This window comes from Gemmatimonadota bacterium, assembly GCA_040388625.1.
Taxonomy (GTDB): Bacteria; Gemmatimonadota; Gemmatimonadetes; order Gemmatimonadales; family Gemmatimonadaceae; genus Fen-1247.
The window spans coordinates 67,265-84,868 of sequence record JAZKBK010000003.1 but is presented as its reverse complement, the minus strand read 5'-3'; the positions used below and the strand labels follow the sequence as shown (position 1 = coordinate 84,868).

General features: G+C 62.8%; 17 protein-coding genes. 15 read left to right on the top strand and 2 right to left on the bottom strand.

The features are described 5' to 3' along the window. Positions 1-17: 17 nt before the first annotated feature. Genes V4529_05995 through msrA form a run of 8 tightly spaced genes read left to right on the top strand, consistent with a single transcriptional unit; the run spans position 18 to position 6,382 of the window. Positions 18-758 (top strand): glycosyltransferase family 2 protein, encoded by a 741-nt coding sequence (locus V4529_05995; protein MES2357878.1) that lies wholly within the window; start codon positions 18-20, stop codon positions 756-758. Next, positions 746-1,714 (top strand): glycosyltransferase, encoded by a 969-nt coding sequence (locus V4529_05990; GenBank protein ID MES2357877.1) that lies wholly within the window; start codon positions 746-748, stop codon positions 1,712-1,714. The genes V4529_05995 and V4529_05990 overlap by 13 nt, the downstream gene beginning before the upstream one ends. A gap of 5 nt (positions 1,715-1,719) precedes the next feature. Further along, on the top strand, positions 1,720-2,889 hold the full coding sequence (locus tag V4529_05985; protein MES2357876.1) for a glycosyltransferase family 4 protein: 1,170 nt from the start codon (positions 1,720-1,722) through the stop codon (positions 2,887-2,889). Then, entirely contained in the window at positions 2,882-3,817 is a 936-nt protein-coding gene (locus V4529_05980) for a lysophospholipid acyltransferase family protein (GenBank protein ID MES2357875.1), read from the top strand. Before V4529_05985 ends, V4529_05980 begins: the two co-directional genes overlap by 8 nt. A gap of 17 nt (positions 3,818-3,834) precedes the next feature. Beyond that, on the top strand, positions 3,835-4,656 hold the full coding sequence (locus V4529_05975) for an ABC transporter permease (GenBank protein ID MES2357874.1): 822 nt from the start codon (positions 3,835-3,837) through the stop codon (positions 4,654-4,656). 1 nt (position 4,657) lies between these two features. Further along, entirely contained in the window at positions 4,658-5,065 is a 408-nt protein-coding gene (locus V4529_05970; protein MES2357873.1) for a S4 domain-containing protein, read from the top strand. A 21-nt stretch (positions 5,066-5,086) separates the two neighbouring features. Further along, entirely contained in the window at positions 5,087-5,656 is a 570-nt protein-coding gene (locus V4529_05965) for a thioesterase family protein (GenBank protein ID MES2357872.1), read from the top strand. Between the two features lie 54 nt (positions 5,657-5,710). After that, entirely contained in the window at positions 5,711-6,382 is a 672-nt protein-coding gene (gene msrA / locus V4529_05960; GenBank protein ID MES2357871.1) for a peptide-methionine (S)-S-oxide reductase MsrA, read from the top strand. A 126-nt stretch (positions 6,383-6,508) separates the two neighbouring features. On the opposite strand, the gene tyrS is transcribed toward msrA, so the two are convergent. Beyond that, entirely contained in the window at positions 6,509-7,771 is a 1,263-nt protein-coding gene (gene tyrS / locus V4529_05955; protein ID MES2357870.1) for a tyrosine--tRNA ligase, read from the bottom strand. Positions 7,772-7,924: 153 nt separating this feature from the next. Here tyrS and V4529_05950 point away from each other — a divergent pair, with 153 nt between their 5' ends. From V4529_05950 to V4529_05920, 7 genes are all read left to right on the top strand, one after another. Next, a complete protein-coding gene (locus V4529_05950) occupies positions 7,925-10,234 on the top strand; it encodes a PBP1A family penicillin-binding protein (GenBank protein ID MES2357869.1) in 2,310 nt (769 codons plus the stop codon). Positions 10,235-10,244: 10 nt separating this feature from the next. Then, entirely contained in the window at positions 10,245-11,627 is a 1,383-nt protein-coding gene (locus tag V4529_05945) for an amidohydrolase family protein (GenBank protein ID MES2357868.1), read from the top strand. A 3-nt stretch (positions 11,628-11,630) separates the two neighbouring features. Next, positions 11,631-12,560, top strand: a complete 930-nt coding sequence (locus tag V4529_05940; protein ID MES2357867.1) for a branched-chain amino acid transaminase — start codon at positions 11,631-11,633, stop codon at positions 12,558-12,560. Positions 12,561-12,690: 130 nt separating this feature from the next. Beyond that, positions 12,691-13,221 carry an HNH endonuclease gene (locus tag V4529_05935; protein ID MES2357866.1) on the top strand — a complete coding sequence of 177 codons (531 nt, stop codon included), beginning with the start codon at positions 12,691-12,693 and terminating at the stop codon, positions 13,219-13,221. Positions 13,222-13,298: 77 nt separating this feature from the next. Next, positions 13,299-14,597, top strand: a complete 1,299-nt coding sequence (locus V4529_05930; protein ID MES2357865.1) for a pyridoxal phosphate-dependent aminotransferase — start codon at positions 13,299-13,301, stop codon at positions 14,595-14,597. Between the two features lie 28 nt (positions 14,598-14,625). Next, a complete protein-coding gene (locus V4529_05925) occupies positions 14,626-15,681 on the top strand; it encodes a D-glycerate dehydrogenase (GenBank protein MES2357864.1) in 1,056 nt (351 codons plus the stop codon). Between the two features lie 7 nt (positions 15,682-15,688). Beyond that, positions 15,689-16,996 carry a DUF4147 domain-containing protein gene (locus V4529_05920; protein MES2357863.1) on the top strand — a complete coding sequence of 436 codons (1,308 nt, stop codon included), beginning with the start codon at positions 15,689-15,691 and terminating at the stop codon, positions 16,994-16,996. Here V4529_05920 and V4529_05915 read toward each other — a convergent pair. Next, positions 16,966-17,604 (bottom strand): hypothetical protein, encoded by a 639-nt coding sequence (locus V4529_05915; protein ID MES2357862.1) that lies wholly within the window; start codon positions 17,602-17,604, stop codon positions 16,966-16,968. The genes V4529_05920 and V4529_05915 overlap by 31 nt on opposite strands.

Sequence of the window (17,604 nt, the reverse complement as noted above, 5' to 3'; positions counted from 1 at the left end):
ACGTGCCAGCGGAACGCATGCCGGTATCCGTGGTGATTGCTGCCCGGAACGAAGCCGCGAACATCACGGCGTGCATCGAATCGGTGAGCTGGGCGAGCGAGATACTGGTTGTCGATCAGGGATCGAGCGATGGAACGGGCGAGCTCGCGACCGGAGCAGGTGCGACTGTCATCTCTCCGGACGCCGCCACGATCGGCGCGCTGCGAAACGCCGCCATAGCAAGAGCGCGAAACCGGTGGGTTCTTGTGGTCGATGCGGACGAGCGAGGTACCGCCGAGCTTGCGCAGGCGGTGCACGAGGCGATCGCGCATCCAAGATCGGGCGCGTATCGCGTTCCTCGCCGGAACTTCTTTCTTGGACGCGAGATCCGGCACGGCGGATGGGAAGCCGATCGCCCTGTGAGGCTGTTCGATTCGGCATTGCGATACAATGACAGTCGCGTGCACGAACACATTCTCACCAGCGAGGAGCCAGCGACACTCGGCGCTGCGCTACTGCACTACCCGTACGCGTCGCAGGACATCTACTTCGAGAAGTTTGTGCGCTACAGTCGCTGGTGGGCAGAAGATCAATCGCGGCGCGGCAGGCGTGGTTCGATCGCGGCGATCATCTTCAAGCCGCCGGCGCGTTTCATCTCGATGTTCATCTTCCGCATGGGATTCCTCGACGGCGCGCGCGGGGCGGTACTGGCGTCGCTCGCTGCCGCGAGTGTGTGCGCAAAGTACGTGCGACTATGGGCCATGCAATGCGAGTCCTGATCATCGGAAGCTCCAACCCGTGGCGCATGGAGGCCGCGACCGAGCGTGCGCTGCGTCGAGCGGGACACGAGACGCTGATTGTGGACGACCGGCGAACCAAGCGGGCGATCGGGTGGCGCATGACCCAGCACATGGTTCGTGCGCGCGCTCGGCATTTCAGGCCGGATTTCATCTTTCTGTCCAAGTGTCTCGCGCTCGATCTGGAGACCGTTCGCCGGTTGTTGGGCGATACGCAGAACGCGATGTGGTATCACGATCCGCAATGGTTTCGCGATACCGACCGACCCGACATCGGCCACATCCTGGCTGTCGCCCGACTCGCTCATACTTTCTTCGTCACCGGCTTCGATGCTGAGTGGCGCGCATTGGGCACCAACGCGAAATTTCTTCCAGCAGCTGGCGATTCCGGAATCAGACCTGTCGCGCCCGATCCAGCGTACGCAGCCGATGCGGCGTTCATTGGAACGGGGTACGACCCGTCGCGCGCGGAGCTATTGCTGCAACTGGCCAGAAATCACGACGTTCGCGTATACGGCCCGGGGTGGGAGCGCTGGCGCGGCGAGCTCAAGTGGAACGGGCGCAGCATCGAGGGGACGGAGTTCGCACAGGTCTGCTCGAGTTCGGCGGTCGTGCTTGGCATCAATCCGTCGCGCGCTGCCGGTGGGATCAGCTACACCTCCGATCGGACGTGGATGGTGATGCTCGCGGGCGCATTCTATCTGGGCCACGGAACCGCCGGTGTCACGCAATTTCTAATCGACGGAAAGCACTGTGCGTGGTACACCGACGCCGGAGACTGCGCCGCCAAGCTCGATCACTATCTCCGCGACCCTGCGGCCCGCGAGCGGATCAGGCGCGAAGGAGAGCAATTCGTTCGCAGGAACCACACGTACGATCAGCGCATCGCCAATCTCCTGTCCGGCGAGGCGTGGACGGCTGCATCGGTAACTGGATAGCACTGTTGCAACATCTTTTCGTTACGAGGGACTTTCTTCCCACATTGAGTGGCGCGGCGCGTTGCCACGTCGCGCTGGCGCGGCAGTATCCGGAGCCGATGTCGGTCTCGACCGTTGCAACACGTGAGTCGGCCAGCCACGATGCTGCGGAGGAATACAAGATCGAGAGGCAATCCTTCGGATATGACGCCGCCGATGGCTTGATCAGTCGCATGCGTTGGCAGCGCTGGCTTGCGGCGCGCTGCAAGGGACGCGTCCAGGTTCTGCACTGCGGTGGGATTGGCGTCGCGGGACGCGTGGTGCGGAGCGCTCACAAACGCGCGCGGATTCCCTACATCATGCATGTCAGTGCCCGCGATTTGAATCGCGCGCGAGAGATGGCGCAGGCAGGACGGTTGGGGCGGCGCTCGGTGCGGATGCTGCTTGGCGATGCGGCCGGAGTCGTTGCCACGACCGACTACGTAGCGATTCTCACGCGTGAGCTCATGCAGGAGATCGGGATCACGCAGCCACCGCCGGTGGCGGCGCCCGGCCTGGGGACCGACCCGATGCTGTTTGGTCCCGGGCGTGATAGCGGGACGCTCCGGCAGCGCTGGGGAATACGGCGCGCGCCGATCGTGCTCACAGTCGCGCGCCTCGTGCCGCACAAGGGACAGGACGCCGGCATCGAGGCGATCGCGTTGCTTCGCGACGAGTTCCCGAACCTGCGCTACGTTCTGGTTGGTGAGGGGAGTGACGAAGCTCGCTTGCGGAATCTCGCGGCGGACATGAACGTCATGGATCGCGTCGGCTTCGCGGGTCCGATGCGCGATGACGAGTTGCCCGAGGCATACGCGACGTCGACCATTTACCTTGACGCATCACGCCCCGCTCCGGATGCAAGTCTCGCTGCGAATGGGATCTCGCTGATCGAAGCTCAGGCCACCGCACTGCCCGTGGTCACGAGCGACGCCGGCGGCGTACGCTCGCTTGTTCGCGAAGGCGAGTGCGGGATCATCGTCGAGCCGGCGAACGCGCAAACGATTGCGGATGCGCTCGCCGTTCTGTTGCGCGACGCGGACAAGCGAAGTGAGATGGGCATGGCAGGCCGAGAGGCCGTGGAGACTCGCATGAACTGGCACCGAGTGGCGCACGACACCGCACGATTCGTCCGGGAGTGCGTCGCGAATGGCTGATGCACCACGGCCGACCGCGTCGCATCGCGCTGAATACTACGCTCTCCGTACCGTGGTCGGTACGTTGCACGCGCTTCCCTGGGATGTCGCGTGTGGGTTTGGATCCAGGCTTGGCACCATTGGCTACCGGCCGCTCGGGATACGCAGACACGTCGTCGAGCGCCAGATCGCTGCAGCATTTCCGGAATTGTCGGAACAGGAAGTGGATGTCCTCGCGCTAAAGGCCTACGCGCATCTCGGGCGCTCGTCCATAGAGACCGCGTTGCTTCCTTCGATCGGCCAGAAGGGTGTGCTCGACCTGGTCGAGTCCGTCGAGGGATTCGAGCTCGTGGAGGACGCGATCTCGCGTGGCCATGGCGCTGTGCTCGTAACGGGCCATCTCGGCAACTGGGAGCTCGCTGGCGCGTACGTGGCGGCGCGCGGAGTTCCGATGGACGTGATCGTGCGCACGCAGGCGAATCCGCTTTTCGACGCGTACATCAACGACACACGCGCGACGCTGGGGATGACGGTTGTTCGTGACTACGAGGCGGCGCGCCGAACGCCCAAGTCGCTGAGGGAGGGCAGAGCTGTCGCGTTCGTGTCGGACCAGGGCGTGATGGGTCTCGCATCGACTTTTGTCCCGTTCTTCGGCAGGCCAGCCAAGACGCCTCGTGGCGCTGCGGTATTCGCGATGAAGTACGATACGCCGACGCTGTTCGTCACAGCGCTGCGACAGGCGAGCGGGCGCTATCGCGTAAGCGTCGAGCGTGTTCCGATCATTCGCACCGGCAATCGCGAGGTCGACGTCGACGCGATAGTCGCCAACTACACGGCGATATTGGAGCGTTGGGTGCGGAGCGCTCCGGAGCAGTACTTCTGGCACCACCGCCGCTGGCGCCGCCAGCCGGACGGCACCCCGCCGGAGCTCCGGGACCCGACTTTGTGAGCACCGGCAGCAGGCTCATGTCCGATACACGGACGCGGATCGGCGTTACCGTCATTGCAGTAATGGTGGTAATGGCGGTCTTTGCACCGATTGTCGCCGGAAAGGATCCCAATGCTATAGACCTGATCCACCTGCTCGATCCGCCGTCCAGTGCGCACTGGCTCGGCACCGACGTGCAGGGACGCGACGTCTGGGCGCGGCTCGTTTACGGCGCGAGAGTGTCGCTCGCGGTCGGGCTCGTTTCGCAGGCGATCGCGGTGAGTCTGGGGATCACTCTCGGATTGCTCGCCGGTTATTATCGCGGCTGGATCGACGAGGTCGTGATGCGGCTCGCCGATGTGACGCTGGCATTTCCGACGCTGCTGTTACTGATCGCGATGTCGGCCGCCTTCCAGCCGTCGATGAGTGTCGTGTTCATTACGATTGGCGTGGTTGGCTGGGCCGGAATTGCTCGACTGGTGCGCGGACAGGTTCTTGTAGTACGGGATCTGGAATATGTGCAGGCTGCGCGTGCGCTTGGCGCGCGCGGGGAGCGCATCATGTTGCTGCACGTCTTACCGAACGTCGTGGGTCCGGTCGTGATTGCCGCAACGCTCGGCATAGCTGGTGCGATAATGGCGGAGGCGGCGCTGTCGTTCCTGGGTCTCGGTATTCAACCGCCTACCGCGAGTTGGGGAAGTATGATTGCGGACGGGCGCGATCTGGACCAACTTCGGAACGCGCCGTGGACGTCACTTGCGCCTGGCCTGGCGATCGGAGCCGCCGTCCTCGGCTTCAACCTGCTGGGCGACGCGCTGCGAGACGCGCTCGATCCGCGACGCACTGGAGGAGCTGAATAGCATGCAGTCCCCGAATGGTGAGTCGAGCGATGCCGTCCGGCTGGACAAGTGGTTGTGGGCAGCGCGTTTCTTCAAGACGCGAGCTCTCGCCGCTGAAGCGATCGACGGCGGCAAGGTTCACCTGAACGGCGAGCGAGTCAAGCGCTCGAAGGCATTGAAGCTCGGCGACGAGGTGCGCGTAAGGCTCGGTCCGTACGAACATCGGATCGTCGTACGGTCGACATCCGATCGCCGTGGGTCAGCGACCGTGGCGGCCACACTCTACGACGAGCTGCCTGAGAGTCGCGCGACGCGTGAGGCGCTCATGGAGCAGCGCCGTATGGAAATTGCGGTTGGCGCAGACGATGCGGGAAGGCCGAGCAAGCGGGACCGACGGCAGATCGAGCAGCTCCGCAAGCGCAGAGATTGAACCAGTGAGGAGATCCGCGCGATGAATCTCATCTTCCGAATGATCAGGGTGTTCTTCATAGCGCGACGTCGCTCTCGCGTGCACCCGCTGGCGGAAACATCACTGACGTTCACGGTGTGGCCTTCCGACGTCGACGTGCTCATCCACATGAACAACGGTCGCTATCTCACGTTGATGGACCTGGGCCGTGTCGATGCCAGTTTGCGAAACGGGATCTGGAAGGCGCTCAGGAGTCGCGGCTGGTACACCGTGGTCGCGTCCGAGGCGATTCGGTTCAGGGAATCTCTGCCGTTGTTCGAGCGCTTCGAGCTTCGCACGCGGACGCTCGGATGGGACGAAAAATCGTTGTACATACGCCAGCAATTTCTCGTGCGAGGTCGCGTCGTGGCGGTCGGGATCGTTCGAGTGAGATTTCTGAAGCGCACCGGCGGGACCCTTGCCGCGGCTGACGTTGCAAGCGCATTCATGCCCGGCGTCGCATCTCCCAAGCTTCCCGGCTACATCTCCGCCTGGCGTGCCGCCGAGTCGGGCTACTCCAGTGCTACCAGTATAGAATCATCACAGAACCACTGGACCGCTCTCGGCGTATAAGATGTGTGGGCGGAGATATACTTACGCAACATCACCAATGGGCTGGCTTACAACATGCTAACATCGCGGTTCCTTCCACTCGCTGTCGCGCTCGGCATCGGCACTGCAATCGCGGGCAGCTCCGTCACGGCAAAGGCGTCGGCACGTTCGCCGATCGTTCACACCTCGCACGTGGCGGAGGTGGATACCGCGACGTTCGCCGGCGGTTGTTTCTGGAGCATGGAGCGGCCATTCGACAACACGACCGGTGTCATCTCCACGACCGTGGGGTACACCGGCGGCACCAGAGCCAATCCAACGTACGAGGATGTCAGCACGGGAACGACAGGGCATCTCGAATCGGTGGAAGTGCATTACGATCCTTCGAAGGTGACGTACGACCGTCTGCTGTACATCTACTGGCACAACATCGACCCCGTCACAGCGGACGGTCAGTTCTGCGACCGTGGCAACGAATATCACACTGCGATCTTCTATCACAACGACGCGCAGCGAAGGGCGGCTGAAGCGACGAAGGAGCAGCTCGACAAGTCAGGGTTGTTCAAATCACCCGTGGTGACGAAGATCGTGCCCGCTTCGACTTTCTGGAAGGCGGAGGAATATCATCAGCATTACGCTGATCGGAATCCGGTTCAGTACGGTCTCTATCGGGCGGGATGCGGGCGGGACGCGCGCCTCAAGGAGTTGTGGGGCTCGAGCGCGGAGCCGAATGTGCCGCCGATGTAGTGCGGCCGGGGCGATTCACCGGCGACGATCGGATTCAACGCCGTCACATTGCCGGCGTAATCGATCGCGGGCGATGGTGGGGCACGGATGCATCCGTGCCTGTCACCTCAAATGCAATCGAGATCGCTATCCAGCTACCTGTATCATAGCGTAGTCGCGCGCACCCTTGCGCAGCAGTATGTACGATCCCGCGAGCGGGGCGATTTCGCTTAGCATCAATCCGCTCGCGGCGCGCTCGCCATTCACGTATGCACCGCCCTGGTCAGCCACGCGCCTTGCCTCGCCTTTTGATTTCACGAGTCCTGCGCGAACGAAGAGATCGGTGAGCGACAGCTGCTCGCCACGCGAGACGGTCCCGCCGGGAACTTCCTTCGCAAGCGCTGCGAGCACCGCTGGTGCAAGCCCAGACACCTCGCCGCGGCCGAACAGTACGCGTGATACTTCACCCGCGATCAATGCGGCTTCCTGGCCATGCACTCGCGCGGTTATCTCCCGAGCGAGCGCAGTCTGTGCCCTGCGACGCTCAGGATGCTCGATCACGTCGGACTCGAGACTCTCGATCACTTCGCGGTCGAGCAGCGTCATCAATCGCAGGTACCTGCCGACGTCGCGGTCGTCGGTGTTGATCCAGAACTGGAAGAATTGATACGGCGACGTGCGATCCGCATCCAGCCATACCGCGCCCGCTTCGGTCTTTCCGAACTTCGCGCCGGCCGCGGTGGTGAGCAGCGGGAACGTAACCGCATGTGCTTCGGCGCTGTCCATGCGGCGAATCAACTCGACTCCGGCGGTCATGTTGCCCCACTGGTCGCTTCCGCCCACCTGGAGCGTGACTCCGTCGCGACGCCGCAGCGCTACGAAGTCGTACGCCTGCAACAGCATGTAGGAGAATTCAGTGTACGAAATCCCTGCGTCCATGCGTGACTTCACCGAATCCTTCGCGATCATGTAGTTGACCGTGAGATGCTTGCCTACGTCGCGCATGAACTCGACTGCGCCCATGCCGAGCAGCCAGTCCGCGTTGTTGCGAAGGACAGCGGCACGCGGGCCGGAGAAGTCGAGGAAGCGCGACAGCTGCGCACCGATCGACTCCGAGTTGGCCATCACCTGATCGATGGATTGAAGGGTACGCTCGGCGGTCTTGCCACTCGGATCTCCAATCATGCCGGTCCCGCCGCCTACCAGCGCGTACGGACGGTGCCCCTGACGCTGCAGGTGGACCAGTCCCATTATCGGAACGAGGCTGCCCACGTGCAGCGATGGAGCGGTCGGGTCGAAGCCGGCATAGCCGGAGACGGTGCCGGCCGCCAGCATCTTGCCAGCGCCGTCAGTGTGCTGTTGCAGCATGCCACGCCATGCCAGCTCGCCCATAAAATCAGATTCAGACATCGCGGGTAATATAGACAGTCGGTCCCCTTGTTTGTGCCTTGTCTCAGGCAGTCAGCCGTGCCGCGCCAGCGTCCGTCTCACGGATGCAGGTCGCCTGTGCTCGATGTCCGTAGTGGCGCCGGCGAGGTCAGCTCCGCGCCTTAAATTCATCCCATGGCTGGTAGAACCACGAAGTCCCGGACGCTTCCGATCTGGCGGCGCCACCCCACTGCTTTTCGAATTTTCCTCGTCACCACGATCCTGCTGGTGACGTTTGGCGTCGGTCTCGTTTACAGCGCCTGGCTGCTCGTCTGTCAGGGCGATCGCTGTCCATCGATCCAGGCGCTGGAACAGTACACACCCAAGCAGACGTCCAAGCTGTACGCAGTCGATGGGCGCTTCATCGCGGAGCTCGGCACCGAGCGCCGCACACTGGTGAAGCTGAGCGACATTCCCAAGATCGTGCAGGACGCCTTTGTCGTCACCGAAGACAAGCGCTTCTACGAACATTCCGGGATCGACTGGTATCGCGCCGTGGGAGCGCTCGTCAACAACGTTCGGAGCGGCCGCTACGCGCAAGGCTTCTCGACGATCACGATGCAGCTGGCGCGGAACATCTTTCCCGAGCGCATCTCGCGTGACAAGACGATCATCCGCAAGATCAAGGAAGCGAAGGTCGCACGCGAGATCGAATCCAAGTACAGCAAGCAGAAGATTCTCGAGCTGTATCTCAACCAGATCAACCTCGGCAACGGTGCGTACGGAGTCGAGACTGCATCGCAGCGTTACTTCGGCAAGTCGGTGCGCGATCTGAACATCGCCGAAGCCGCAACGCTGGCCGCTCTGCCCAAAGCACCGGAGCGCTACAACCCGCGGCGCTATCCCGATCGCGCGATTCAGCGACGCAACACGATCATCGAGCTGATGCGCGAGAACGGCGCCATCTCCGATGCGGATGCAAGTCTTGCCAAGGCCTATCCGCTGCGCCTTGCGACAAAGGTCGAGTCGGGTGAGACGGCGCCGTACTTCGTCGAATGGGTTCGGCAGCAGCTGGACCAGCAGTTCGGCAACCAGTTGTACACTCAGGGTCTCAACGTCTACACGACGCTCGATCTCGACATGCAGACGGCCGCCGAACGCGCGCTGGAGCGGCAGCTTCGTGCAGTCGAGGGCGGGAAGTTCGGCACGTACAAGCATCCGACATACGAGTCGTACATCGCGAAGCTGTCCACGGGAGAATCGGGGACCGGCGTTTCACCGTATCTGCAAGGTGCGTTCGTCGCACTCGATCCTCGCACCGGCGGCGTGCGCGCGATGATTGGCGGACGCGACTTCTACGACTCCAAATTCAATCGCGCCACGCAGGCCTTGCGGCAACCCGGCTCGACCTTCAAGCCGATCGTCTACGCCGCTGCCATCCAGGCCGGGAAGCCAGCGTCGTACATCATAGACGACTCGCCGGTGTCCGTGCCGCAGGCGGATGGAACGACGTGGGAGCCCAAGAACTACGATCTCAAGTTCGAGGGTCCGATGACGATGCGGCGCGGGTTGTATCAATCCCGCAACATCATCGCCGTCAAGACGGGCATGGAGCTCGGACCACAAGCTGTAATCAACGAAGCACGAAATTTTGGCATCACCACGCCAATACCGCCGTATCCGTCCATATACATCGGCTCGGCGGATGTAATTCCGCTTCAACTGATCGGCGCATACACAGCGTTCGCGACACTCGGCGTACGCGCTCAGCCGACCGGCATCCTGCGTGTCGAGAATTCGCATCATCAGGTGATCTGGCAGCCGACTGCACCGCGCACTCAGGTGATGTCGCCCGAGGAAGCGTGGCTCATGGTGAGCATGATGAAGGATGTCGTCCAGCGCGGTACCGCGTACGGCTCCGTGTGGGACGCAGGCTTTCACATTCCCGCAGGCGGCAAGACAGGCACCACCAACGACGGCACCAACGTGTGGTTCATTGGTTATACGGCAGACCTCGTTGCAGGAGTGTGGATGGGGTTCGACCATCCGCAGACGATCAAGTCCAACGCTCAGGGTGGCATCCTCGCCGCGCCGGCATGGACGTCATTCATGTCCGAAGTGTACAGTCGCAAGCCGACGCCCCCCGACTGGCCCATGCCGGCAGACATAACCACACGCGAGATCGATCCCCACACGGGATTCCTGTGGACGCCGTATTGCGGTGACTCGGCCGTTACGGAGTTCTACTTGCCGGGTACCGAGCCAGTCAACGAATGCTCGCCGTATACGCTACCGCCTCCGGGCACGCCGTCCGCCGGCGCGCCGGTTCCGGGCGCTCCGGCTCCAGCAACGCGGGCTCCGCCGGTGCCGTACACGGGTGTTGCACCCGCGGGAACGCCGCGACCTGTTGTGCCGTACTCTTCGGCGCAGCGCCCGGTCCCGCCTCTCCGCATGCCACCGCGTCCCGTTCCACCGCAGGTGCGCGACACGATGCACCACCGCTGACGGTGCGCTGTTGATCCGTTATCGTGCACGCTGGGTTCTCCCGGTAACTTCGCCGCCGATCGAAGACGGTGTTGTGGCGTGTGAGGACGGCGTCATTCGATTCGTCGGGAAAAACGGGGAGGCGCCGTCGGGCGATGATGTCGAGCTCGGCGATTCGGTATTGCTGCCGGGCCTGGTCAACGCTCACACGCATCTCGAGCTGACCGCGATGCGGGGCTTTCTCGAAGATCTCGCGTTCGAGGATTGGATCGACACACTGCGCCGGTCGCGCGCAGCAGTGCTCGACGATGAAGCGCTGCTGGACTCCGCGCGCCTCGGCGTACTCGAAGGCATCGAGCATGGAGTGACGACGTTCGCGGATACGAGCGCCAGCGGTGTCACAGCGCGCGCGATGCGCGAGTGCGGTGTGCGTGGGATCATGTATCAGGAAGTCTTCGGGCCAGATCCCGCAACGTGCAACGAAGCGATGGCAGATCTCGATCGGCGCGTGACAGCGTTGCGCGCGGACCAGACGGATCTCGTGCGTGTCGGCGTCTCACCGCACGCGCCGTACACCGTGTCGGACGATCTCTATCGCGCCGTCGCCCGATATGCGGTTGCGCACTCGCTTCCCATCGCGATGCACATCGGTGAAAGCGATGCGGAGCAGTCACTGGTGTGTCTAGGATCCGGGATCTTCGCGAAGTGGCACGCGAGGCGTGGGATCCCGGTACAGCCACGCGCTCGGTCGCCCATCGCACTTCTAGCGGATCTGGATGCGCTTCCGCCGGGCTCGCTGCTGATTCACGCCGTGAATGCGGATTTGACGGATATTCGAACAATTGTTCGAAACCACGCATGTATCGCACACTGCCCGACATCCAATGCGAAATTTGGACATGGCATTGCGCCGCTGGATGCCTTCCTGGCGGCGGGAATAGATGTCGGGCTGGGGTCGGATTCGGTGGCCAGCAACAATCGCATGGACATCCTGGACGAGGCGCGGATGGCGGTGCTTTCGGCGAACCTGCGGGCCCGGTCGCCGCGTGCGCTCGGCGCGGCACAGGCCGTCGCCCTTGCGACCATCGGCGGGGCCCGGGCGCTCGGAAACGCTCGCGTGACCGGCTCGCTCGAGCCAGGCAAGAGTGCCGATCTGGCCGCATTTCGGCTCGATACGTCCCGCGCCAATCCAGGTCGAGATCCGGAGGCCGCGCTCGTCTTCGCGCTGGGCGGGAGCCGGGCGTATCTGGTCGTGGTCGCGGGTCGTCATCTCGTCGAACAGGGAGAGCTGATGATGCAGCCGGGCGCACTTCACGGGCGGGTCACCGCCTCCGGACATGCTCTCCACACCTGGCGGAGCGAGCAACTGACCGGCGAACCCCTCGCGGCGAAGCGCTCCAATCCCTTAGTTTAGGTCATGAGCACGCACAAAATCTGGCGAGACGGGACGTTCGTCGACTGGCAGGATGCGACGATTCACGTCATGAGCCATGTTGTCCATTACGGTTCCTCGGTATTCGAGGGGATCCGCTGCTACGATACCCCCGACGGGCCCGCGATCTTCCGGCTGCAGGATCACATGCGCCGGTTCCTCGACTCGTGCCGTATATATCGCATGCCGATGCAGCATTCGCTCGCCGACCTGATGGGCGCGTGCAGTGATGTCGTGTCGGAGAACGAGCTGGGGGCCTGTTACCTCCGTCCGGTGGCATTGCGTACCGGCGAGGAGATGGGTGTCCTGCCGTTCAAGGCACCGGTCGAGACGTTCGTCATCCCATGGATCTGGGGACGGTATCTCGGTCACGAAGCGCTCGAAGCTGGCGTCGACGTGTGTGTGTCGAGCTGGCGTCGTCCGGCGCCGGACACGATGCCTACACTCGCGAAGGCAGGCGGCAACTATCTCAACTCGCAGCTGTCCAAGATAGAAGCACGCGGCAACGGCTATGTCGAAGGAATCATGCTCGACTCATTTGGATTCGTGGCCGAGGGGAGTGGAGAGAATCTCTTCATCGTGCGCGACGGGACGCTCTACACGTCGACCATCTCGTCGTCGATCCTGAACGGAATCACGCGCGACTGCGTGATCCGGATTGCAAGGGATCTGGGCTACCCTGTCTCGGAGCAGAGCATTCCGCGCGAGATGCTGTACATCTCGGACGAAGCGTTCTTCAGCGGTACCGCGGCAGAGCTGACGCCGATCAGGTCGGTGGACAAGCAGGAGGTCGGGACTGGCAAACCGGGTCCGATAACGCTCGCGATTCAGGAAATTTACATGGGCATTGCGACTGGCAAGATGCCCGACAGGTACGGCTGGCTCACTCGCGTGGAGAGTAGAGTTACGGCCTGACCATGAATTCGCGCGGGGCGAGGATGTACAGTCCTCGCCCCGCGCAGCAACGTGGGTTGTCGCTAACCGCGACAGGGAGATTATGAGCGCCGGCTGTCTTGCTCTCAACGCTTCGTTCGAACCTCTGACGATGGTTCCGGTACGTCGTGCGCTCCGACTCCTGCTCGATGGGAAGGCGGAGATTGTGGAGACGGATGCGGACAAGCTGATCCGATCCGAACGCCTCTCGATTCCGCACCCGGCTGTAATCCGCCTCACGCGTTTCATCCACGTGCCGCGCAAGTTCCGCCGCCAGGTGACGAACACGTTCCTTTTCGCGCGCGATCGCTACACATGTCAGTTCTGCGGTCGCAAGCAGTCCGCACTCAAGGGACGCGAATCGCTCACGCGCGATCATTTGATCCCACTATCGCGTGGGGGGCTGAATGTATGGACCAACGTCGTCACGGCGTGCAGCCCGTGCAACACGCGCAAGGCGAATCACCTGCCGAGCGAGATCGGGATGCATCCGCTTTCCGCGCCGTTCGAGCCGCATTTCGTTCAGTTGGCATGGGCGGTGCGTCGTCTTACGCCCGCGCAGTCCAAGTACATCGAGATCTTCTACGGACGCGCAACGCTCGATGACCTGAGATCGATCGACTCGACACTCGCTGCCAGCTGAGGGCGTTGCTGATCGACCATGGTGATCCATCCCTTCGAGCGCGCTCCGGCGCGCCCGGCATACGTGCAAACATTGCAATGACTCATTTTGCTGATCGGATTGCAACGCTTGGCACCGAGAATGCCTTCAGCGTCGGCGCAGACATCGCCAAGGTCGCTGGACGCGGCATCGATGTGGTCAAGCTCAATATTGGTGAACCTGATTTCGACAGTGCCCCTCACATCAACGAGGCGGCGATTGCCGAGATCAGGCGTGGCAACTCGCATTACTGCGATCCGCAGGGGATAATCGGTCTGCGGGAGGCGATCTGCAGTCACCTGCTGGAAACGCGTGGCCTGCACGTGATGCCGGATCGTGTCGTCGTTACGACGGGAGGCAAGCCTGGTATCAGCTTCGCCGTTCAATCGTGCGTGAACCCCGGTGACGAGGTGATATATCCGAGTCCCGGCTATCCGATTTACGAATCCTGGATCACGTACGCCGGTGCAACGCCGGTACCGCTGCATCTGCGCGAGGAATCCGGATTCACGTTCACGCCGGACGATCTCGCGGCGCTCATCACGCCGCGCACGCGCCTCATCTTCCTGTGCTCGCCTTCCAACCCGACCGGCGGTGTGCTCTCGAAGGATGAACTGGAATCCTTCGCGCGCGTGATTCGTGAGCGCGCGCCGCGCGACGTTCGGGTGTATTCGGATGAGATCTACGAGCAGTGCATCTTCGACGGAGAGACGCATCACAGCATCGCCGTGGAAGATGGGATGGAAGATCGCACGATCATCTCCTCCGGGCATTCCAAGGGATTCGCAATGACGGGTTGGCGACTCGGCTACTGCGTTCTTCCGACCGCCGCTGAAGCTGCGGTCTTCAAGCAACTGACGATCAACACCGTCTCGTGCGTTCCGCCATTCATTCAGGAAGCGGGCCGAGTTGCGTTGACGAGTCCGGAATCGGCGCCCGGAATTGCGAAGATGGTCGCCGCATTTCAGGAACGTCGCGACTGGATCGTCCCCACCCTGAACGCAATGCCCGGAGTGCGATGCCAGAACCCGAAGGGCGCGTTCTACGTCTTCCCCAACGTTTCGGGGCTGTGCGAGCAGCTCGGAATCATCGACGCGTACGAGGCGCTTCCCTCCGGGCGACGGGCTCGCACTGCGCCATCGGCAATGTTGCAGATGTACTTGCTGTACAGCTACGGCGTCGCGACGATGGATCGCAACTCCTTCGGTAAGATCGGCGCGGACGGCCAGCACTTCCTGCGTCTCTCCATAGCGACCAGCCTCGAACGGTTGAAGGAGGGTGTCGAGAGAATCAGGCAGGCCTCCCAGGATCCGAAAGCCTTCGCACGCTTCATGGACGAAGAAAAGCTGTACAGCTGATCGGTTCCATCACTCAAACCGTAGCACGATGAAAGAAAGAAACGTTTTCATGACTCGCAGGATCCCGGAAGTTGCAATTCCGATCCTGCGTCAGGCGGGCGCCACGGTCACCGTGGGCCAGTCTGACGAGGAGAAGGGACTCACTTCGGCAGAGCTGCTCGCCGGCGTACGCACCGCCGACGTGCTGCTTTCGTTGCTCACCGAGCCGATCACGCGCGACGTGCTGAATGCAAATCCGCGATTGCTTGGCGTCGCGAATTACGCAGTTGGATTCAACAACATCGACGTCGTTGCCGCGACCGAGCTTGGAATCCCGGTATCGAATACGCCGGGTGTGCTGACGGATACCACTGCCGACCTGACGTGGGCATTGATACTGGGCATCGCGCGTCGAATCGTCGAGGCTCACGAATACATGGTTGCCGGCCGCTACAAGCTGTGGGGGCCGAATCTCTTCCTCGGTGGCGACGTCAGTCCAGGCGGCACGGGCAAGCGCAAGGTGCTCGGCATTGTCGGCTACGGACGCATCGGCGCAGCCGTAGCGCGACGCGCGATCGGGTTCGACATGGACATCCTTGCCTACGACCCTCACAATCCAGCCGCAATCGCGGCCGACGCAGCGGACCCGTCGCGACACGTACGCGCGTCGTCGCTCGAAGACCTGCTGCGCGAGAGTGATTTCGTATCGCTGCATCCGCTGCTCACAGCTGAAACGCGTCACATGATCAGCGAGCGCGAACTGGGCATGATGAAGAAGACCGCGTATCTGATAAACGTCTCACGTGGGCCGGTGGTGGACGAGGCGGCGCTGGTCAGAGCGCTGCGCGACGGTACAATCGCGGGTGCGGCACTCGATGTCTTTGAAAACGAGCCGCTGATGGTGGCCGGACTCGCCGAGTGTCGGAATGCGATTCTGGTCCCACACATCGCAAGTGGAAGTCAGGACACACGTGACAGAATGGCGACGATGGCAGCCACCAACGCCGTCGCGCACCTGAAGGGCGAGCGCGCGCCGAACGTCGTGAATCCGGAAGTTTACGATTCCGCCGCATACGTCGCGAGGAGAAGCGCCGCGAGCGCTTGACGCGTCCATGAGCGAAGCGATTCGCAGGGACGCGGTTACCTGCGCTCTCGCAGGGATCGCAGCAGTCGACCCGGGCGATCTCGTGCGACACGCGCTGGCCCGCCACCGCATCGTTGGCGATGTCTCGCTCGTCGCCACTGGAAAGGCCGCTGGAGCGATGGCTTCCGCGGCTTTGAGCGTCCTCGGCCAATCCGTCGGCCGCGGTGTAGTCATCTCGCCTGATCCAGTACGAATCGACGTGGCCGGCACCACCTGTCTGGTTGGCGGACATCCAATACCGAATGAGCGCGGCGCCCAGGGCGCGCGAATGATTCTCGGAGTCGCCGAGTCGTTGAGAGCGGACGAAACGCTCCTGTGCCTCATCTCCGGCGGAGCGTCTGCGTTGACGACACTTCCGGCTCAGGGTCTATCTGTCGACGACATCGCGAGCGCCACGACGCTGCTGCTCCGCGCGGGGGCGACGATCGAGGAGTTGAACTGTGTCCGAAAGCACCTCGACCAGCTCAAGGGCGGCCGTCTCGCTGCAATAGCATTTCCGGCGCGTGTCGTTGCGTTCGTGTTGTCGGACGTCGTTGGCGACTCGCTCGCCACCATCGCGTCAGGTCCGACGGTCGCGGATCCGACGACCGTCGCCGACGCGATCGCTGTGTGCCGCTCGCGTGGCGTATGGGATCGGCTACCCGCATCGATACGTTCGCATCTGGAGGGCGGAACCGACGAATCGCCCAAGCCGGACGACCCGCGCCTCGGGCGCGCAGAGAGTTACGTGATCGGCAGCAACGTCACCGCCGCCGAGGCTGCACGCGCACAGGCGCAGGCGCTCGGCTATGCGGCCCGGATTGTCACGACATCACTCACGGGCGAGGCGAATCTCGCAGGTATGGAGATCGTCAAGGCGGCGCGCGATGAATGCAAGCGTGTCGGCGGCAAGGTTGCTTTGATCTATGCCGGCGAGACGACAGTTACCGTCCGTGGCAACGGGGTCGGTGGACGCAATCAGGAGCTCGTGCTGGGTGCCGCGATCTCAATGGACGGTGTTCCCGGCATGGCCGTCGTATCACTGGGAACGGACGGGATCGATGGGCCGACCGATGCTGCCGGCGCCGTTGCGGACGGCGATTCGATCAGCAAGGCGCGCGCACATGGGCGGGACGCACACGCCGCGCTGGCGGCAAACGACACTCACACATTCTGGAAATCGATCGGTGCGCTCGTGCGAACCGGGCCGACCGGCACGAACGTCATGGACATCATCGTCGCGCTTGCCGTGCCGAAGGGTGGTCCTCAGGGCTTGAACACGCCCGTGCTCGCCTGATATACGATGCGCTCGCCACCCAGGATACGCACGACGAGCGTTCTCACCCCGGAGCTCACCACGGTTCCAGGGTTACGGTGTCCCCGCACTGCTGGCCGCAGCTCGCCACGCAGCCACCGCTGCACTTCGTCGAGATCCCCCAGTGACATTGCCTCGACGTTGAGGGTCAGCGCGTAGTAACTCTTCTCGCCCGGCCGCGGCGGCGAGATCGGAGCGGGGAAGGGCTCGGCAAGCTTTGCATCTGCGTCACTCAGCTCCGTGTATTCGCCTACCACTACCGCATTTTTCGTCGTTGCGCGAATCAGCTTGTACGTCTTGGCGAGCGGATCGTATTGCGCGATCATCTCCCACTCGGCAGTCGCCTTCACGTCATTCACGAACGTGCCCGCGGCCCAGCGTTCGAGCTTGTAATGCAGGCGCGCCGGAAAGCCGTTCCTTATCAGCTCGGCGGTTCTACCAGCTGCGAGAACGCCGGTCGTTCGTATTGCAGGCGGTTGCGTCGCGAGATCGGATCGCGCTGGAAGCACGATATCGACGCGCGCCGATTGCGCCGTTCCAACGCCGGCGAAGGCGCACGTCGCAAGTACGGTGATCGCGAGCCAGCGCAC

Coding starts and splice junctions, on each gene's coding strand:
- V4529_05980 (MES2357875.1), top strand. CDS start 2,882: ATGGCTGATGCACCACGGCCGACCGCGTCGCATCGCGCTGAATACTAC.
- msrA (MES2357871.1), top strand. CDS start 5,711: ATGCTAACATCGCGGTTCCTTCCACTCGCTGTCGCGCTCGGCATCGGC.
- V4529_05940 (MES2357867.1), top strand. CDS start 11,631: ATGAGCACGCACAAAATCTGGCGAGACGGGACGTTCGTCGACTGGCAG.
- tyrS (MES2357870.1), bottom strand. CDS start 7,771: ATGTCTGAATCTGATTTTATGGGCGAGCTGGCATGGCGTGGCATGCTG.
- V4529_05990 (MES2357877.1), top strand. CDS start 746: ATGCGAGTCCTGATCATCGGAAGCTCCAACCCGTGGCGCATGGAGGCC.
- V4529_05995 (MES2357878.1), top strand. CDS start 18: ATGCCGGTATCCGTGGTGATTGCTGCCCGGAACGAAGCCGCGAACATC.
- V4529_05970 (MES2357873.1), top strand. CDS start 4,658: ATGCAGTCCCCGAATGGTGAGTCGAGCGATGCCGTCCGGCTGGACAAG.
- V4529_05930 (MES2357865.1), top strand. CDS start 13,299: ATGACTCATTTTGCTGATCGGATTGCAACGCTTGGCACCGAGAATGCC.
- V4529_05975 (MES2357874.1), top strand. CDS start 3,835: ATGTCCGATACACGGACGCGGATCGGCGTTACCGTCATTGCAGTAATG.
- V4529_05920 (MES2357863.1), top strand. CDS start 15,689: ATGAGCGAAGCGATTCGCAGGGACGCGGTTACCTGCGCTCTCGCAGGG.
- V4529_05965 (MES2357872.1), top strand. CDS start 5,087: ATGAATCTCATCTTCCGAATGATCAGGGTGTTCTTCATAGCGCGACGT.
- V4529_05950 (MES2357869.1), top strand. CDS start 7,925: ATGGCTGGTAGAACCACGAAGTCCCGGACGCTTCCGATCTGGCGGCGC.
- V4529_05925 (MES2357864.1), top strand. CDS start 14,626: ATGAAAGAAAGAAACGTTTTCATGACTCGCAGGATCCCGGAAGTTGCA.
- V4529_05935 (MES2357866.1), top strand. CDS start 12,691: ATGGTTCCGGTACGTCGTGCGCTCCGACTCCTGCTCGATGGGAAGGCG.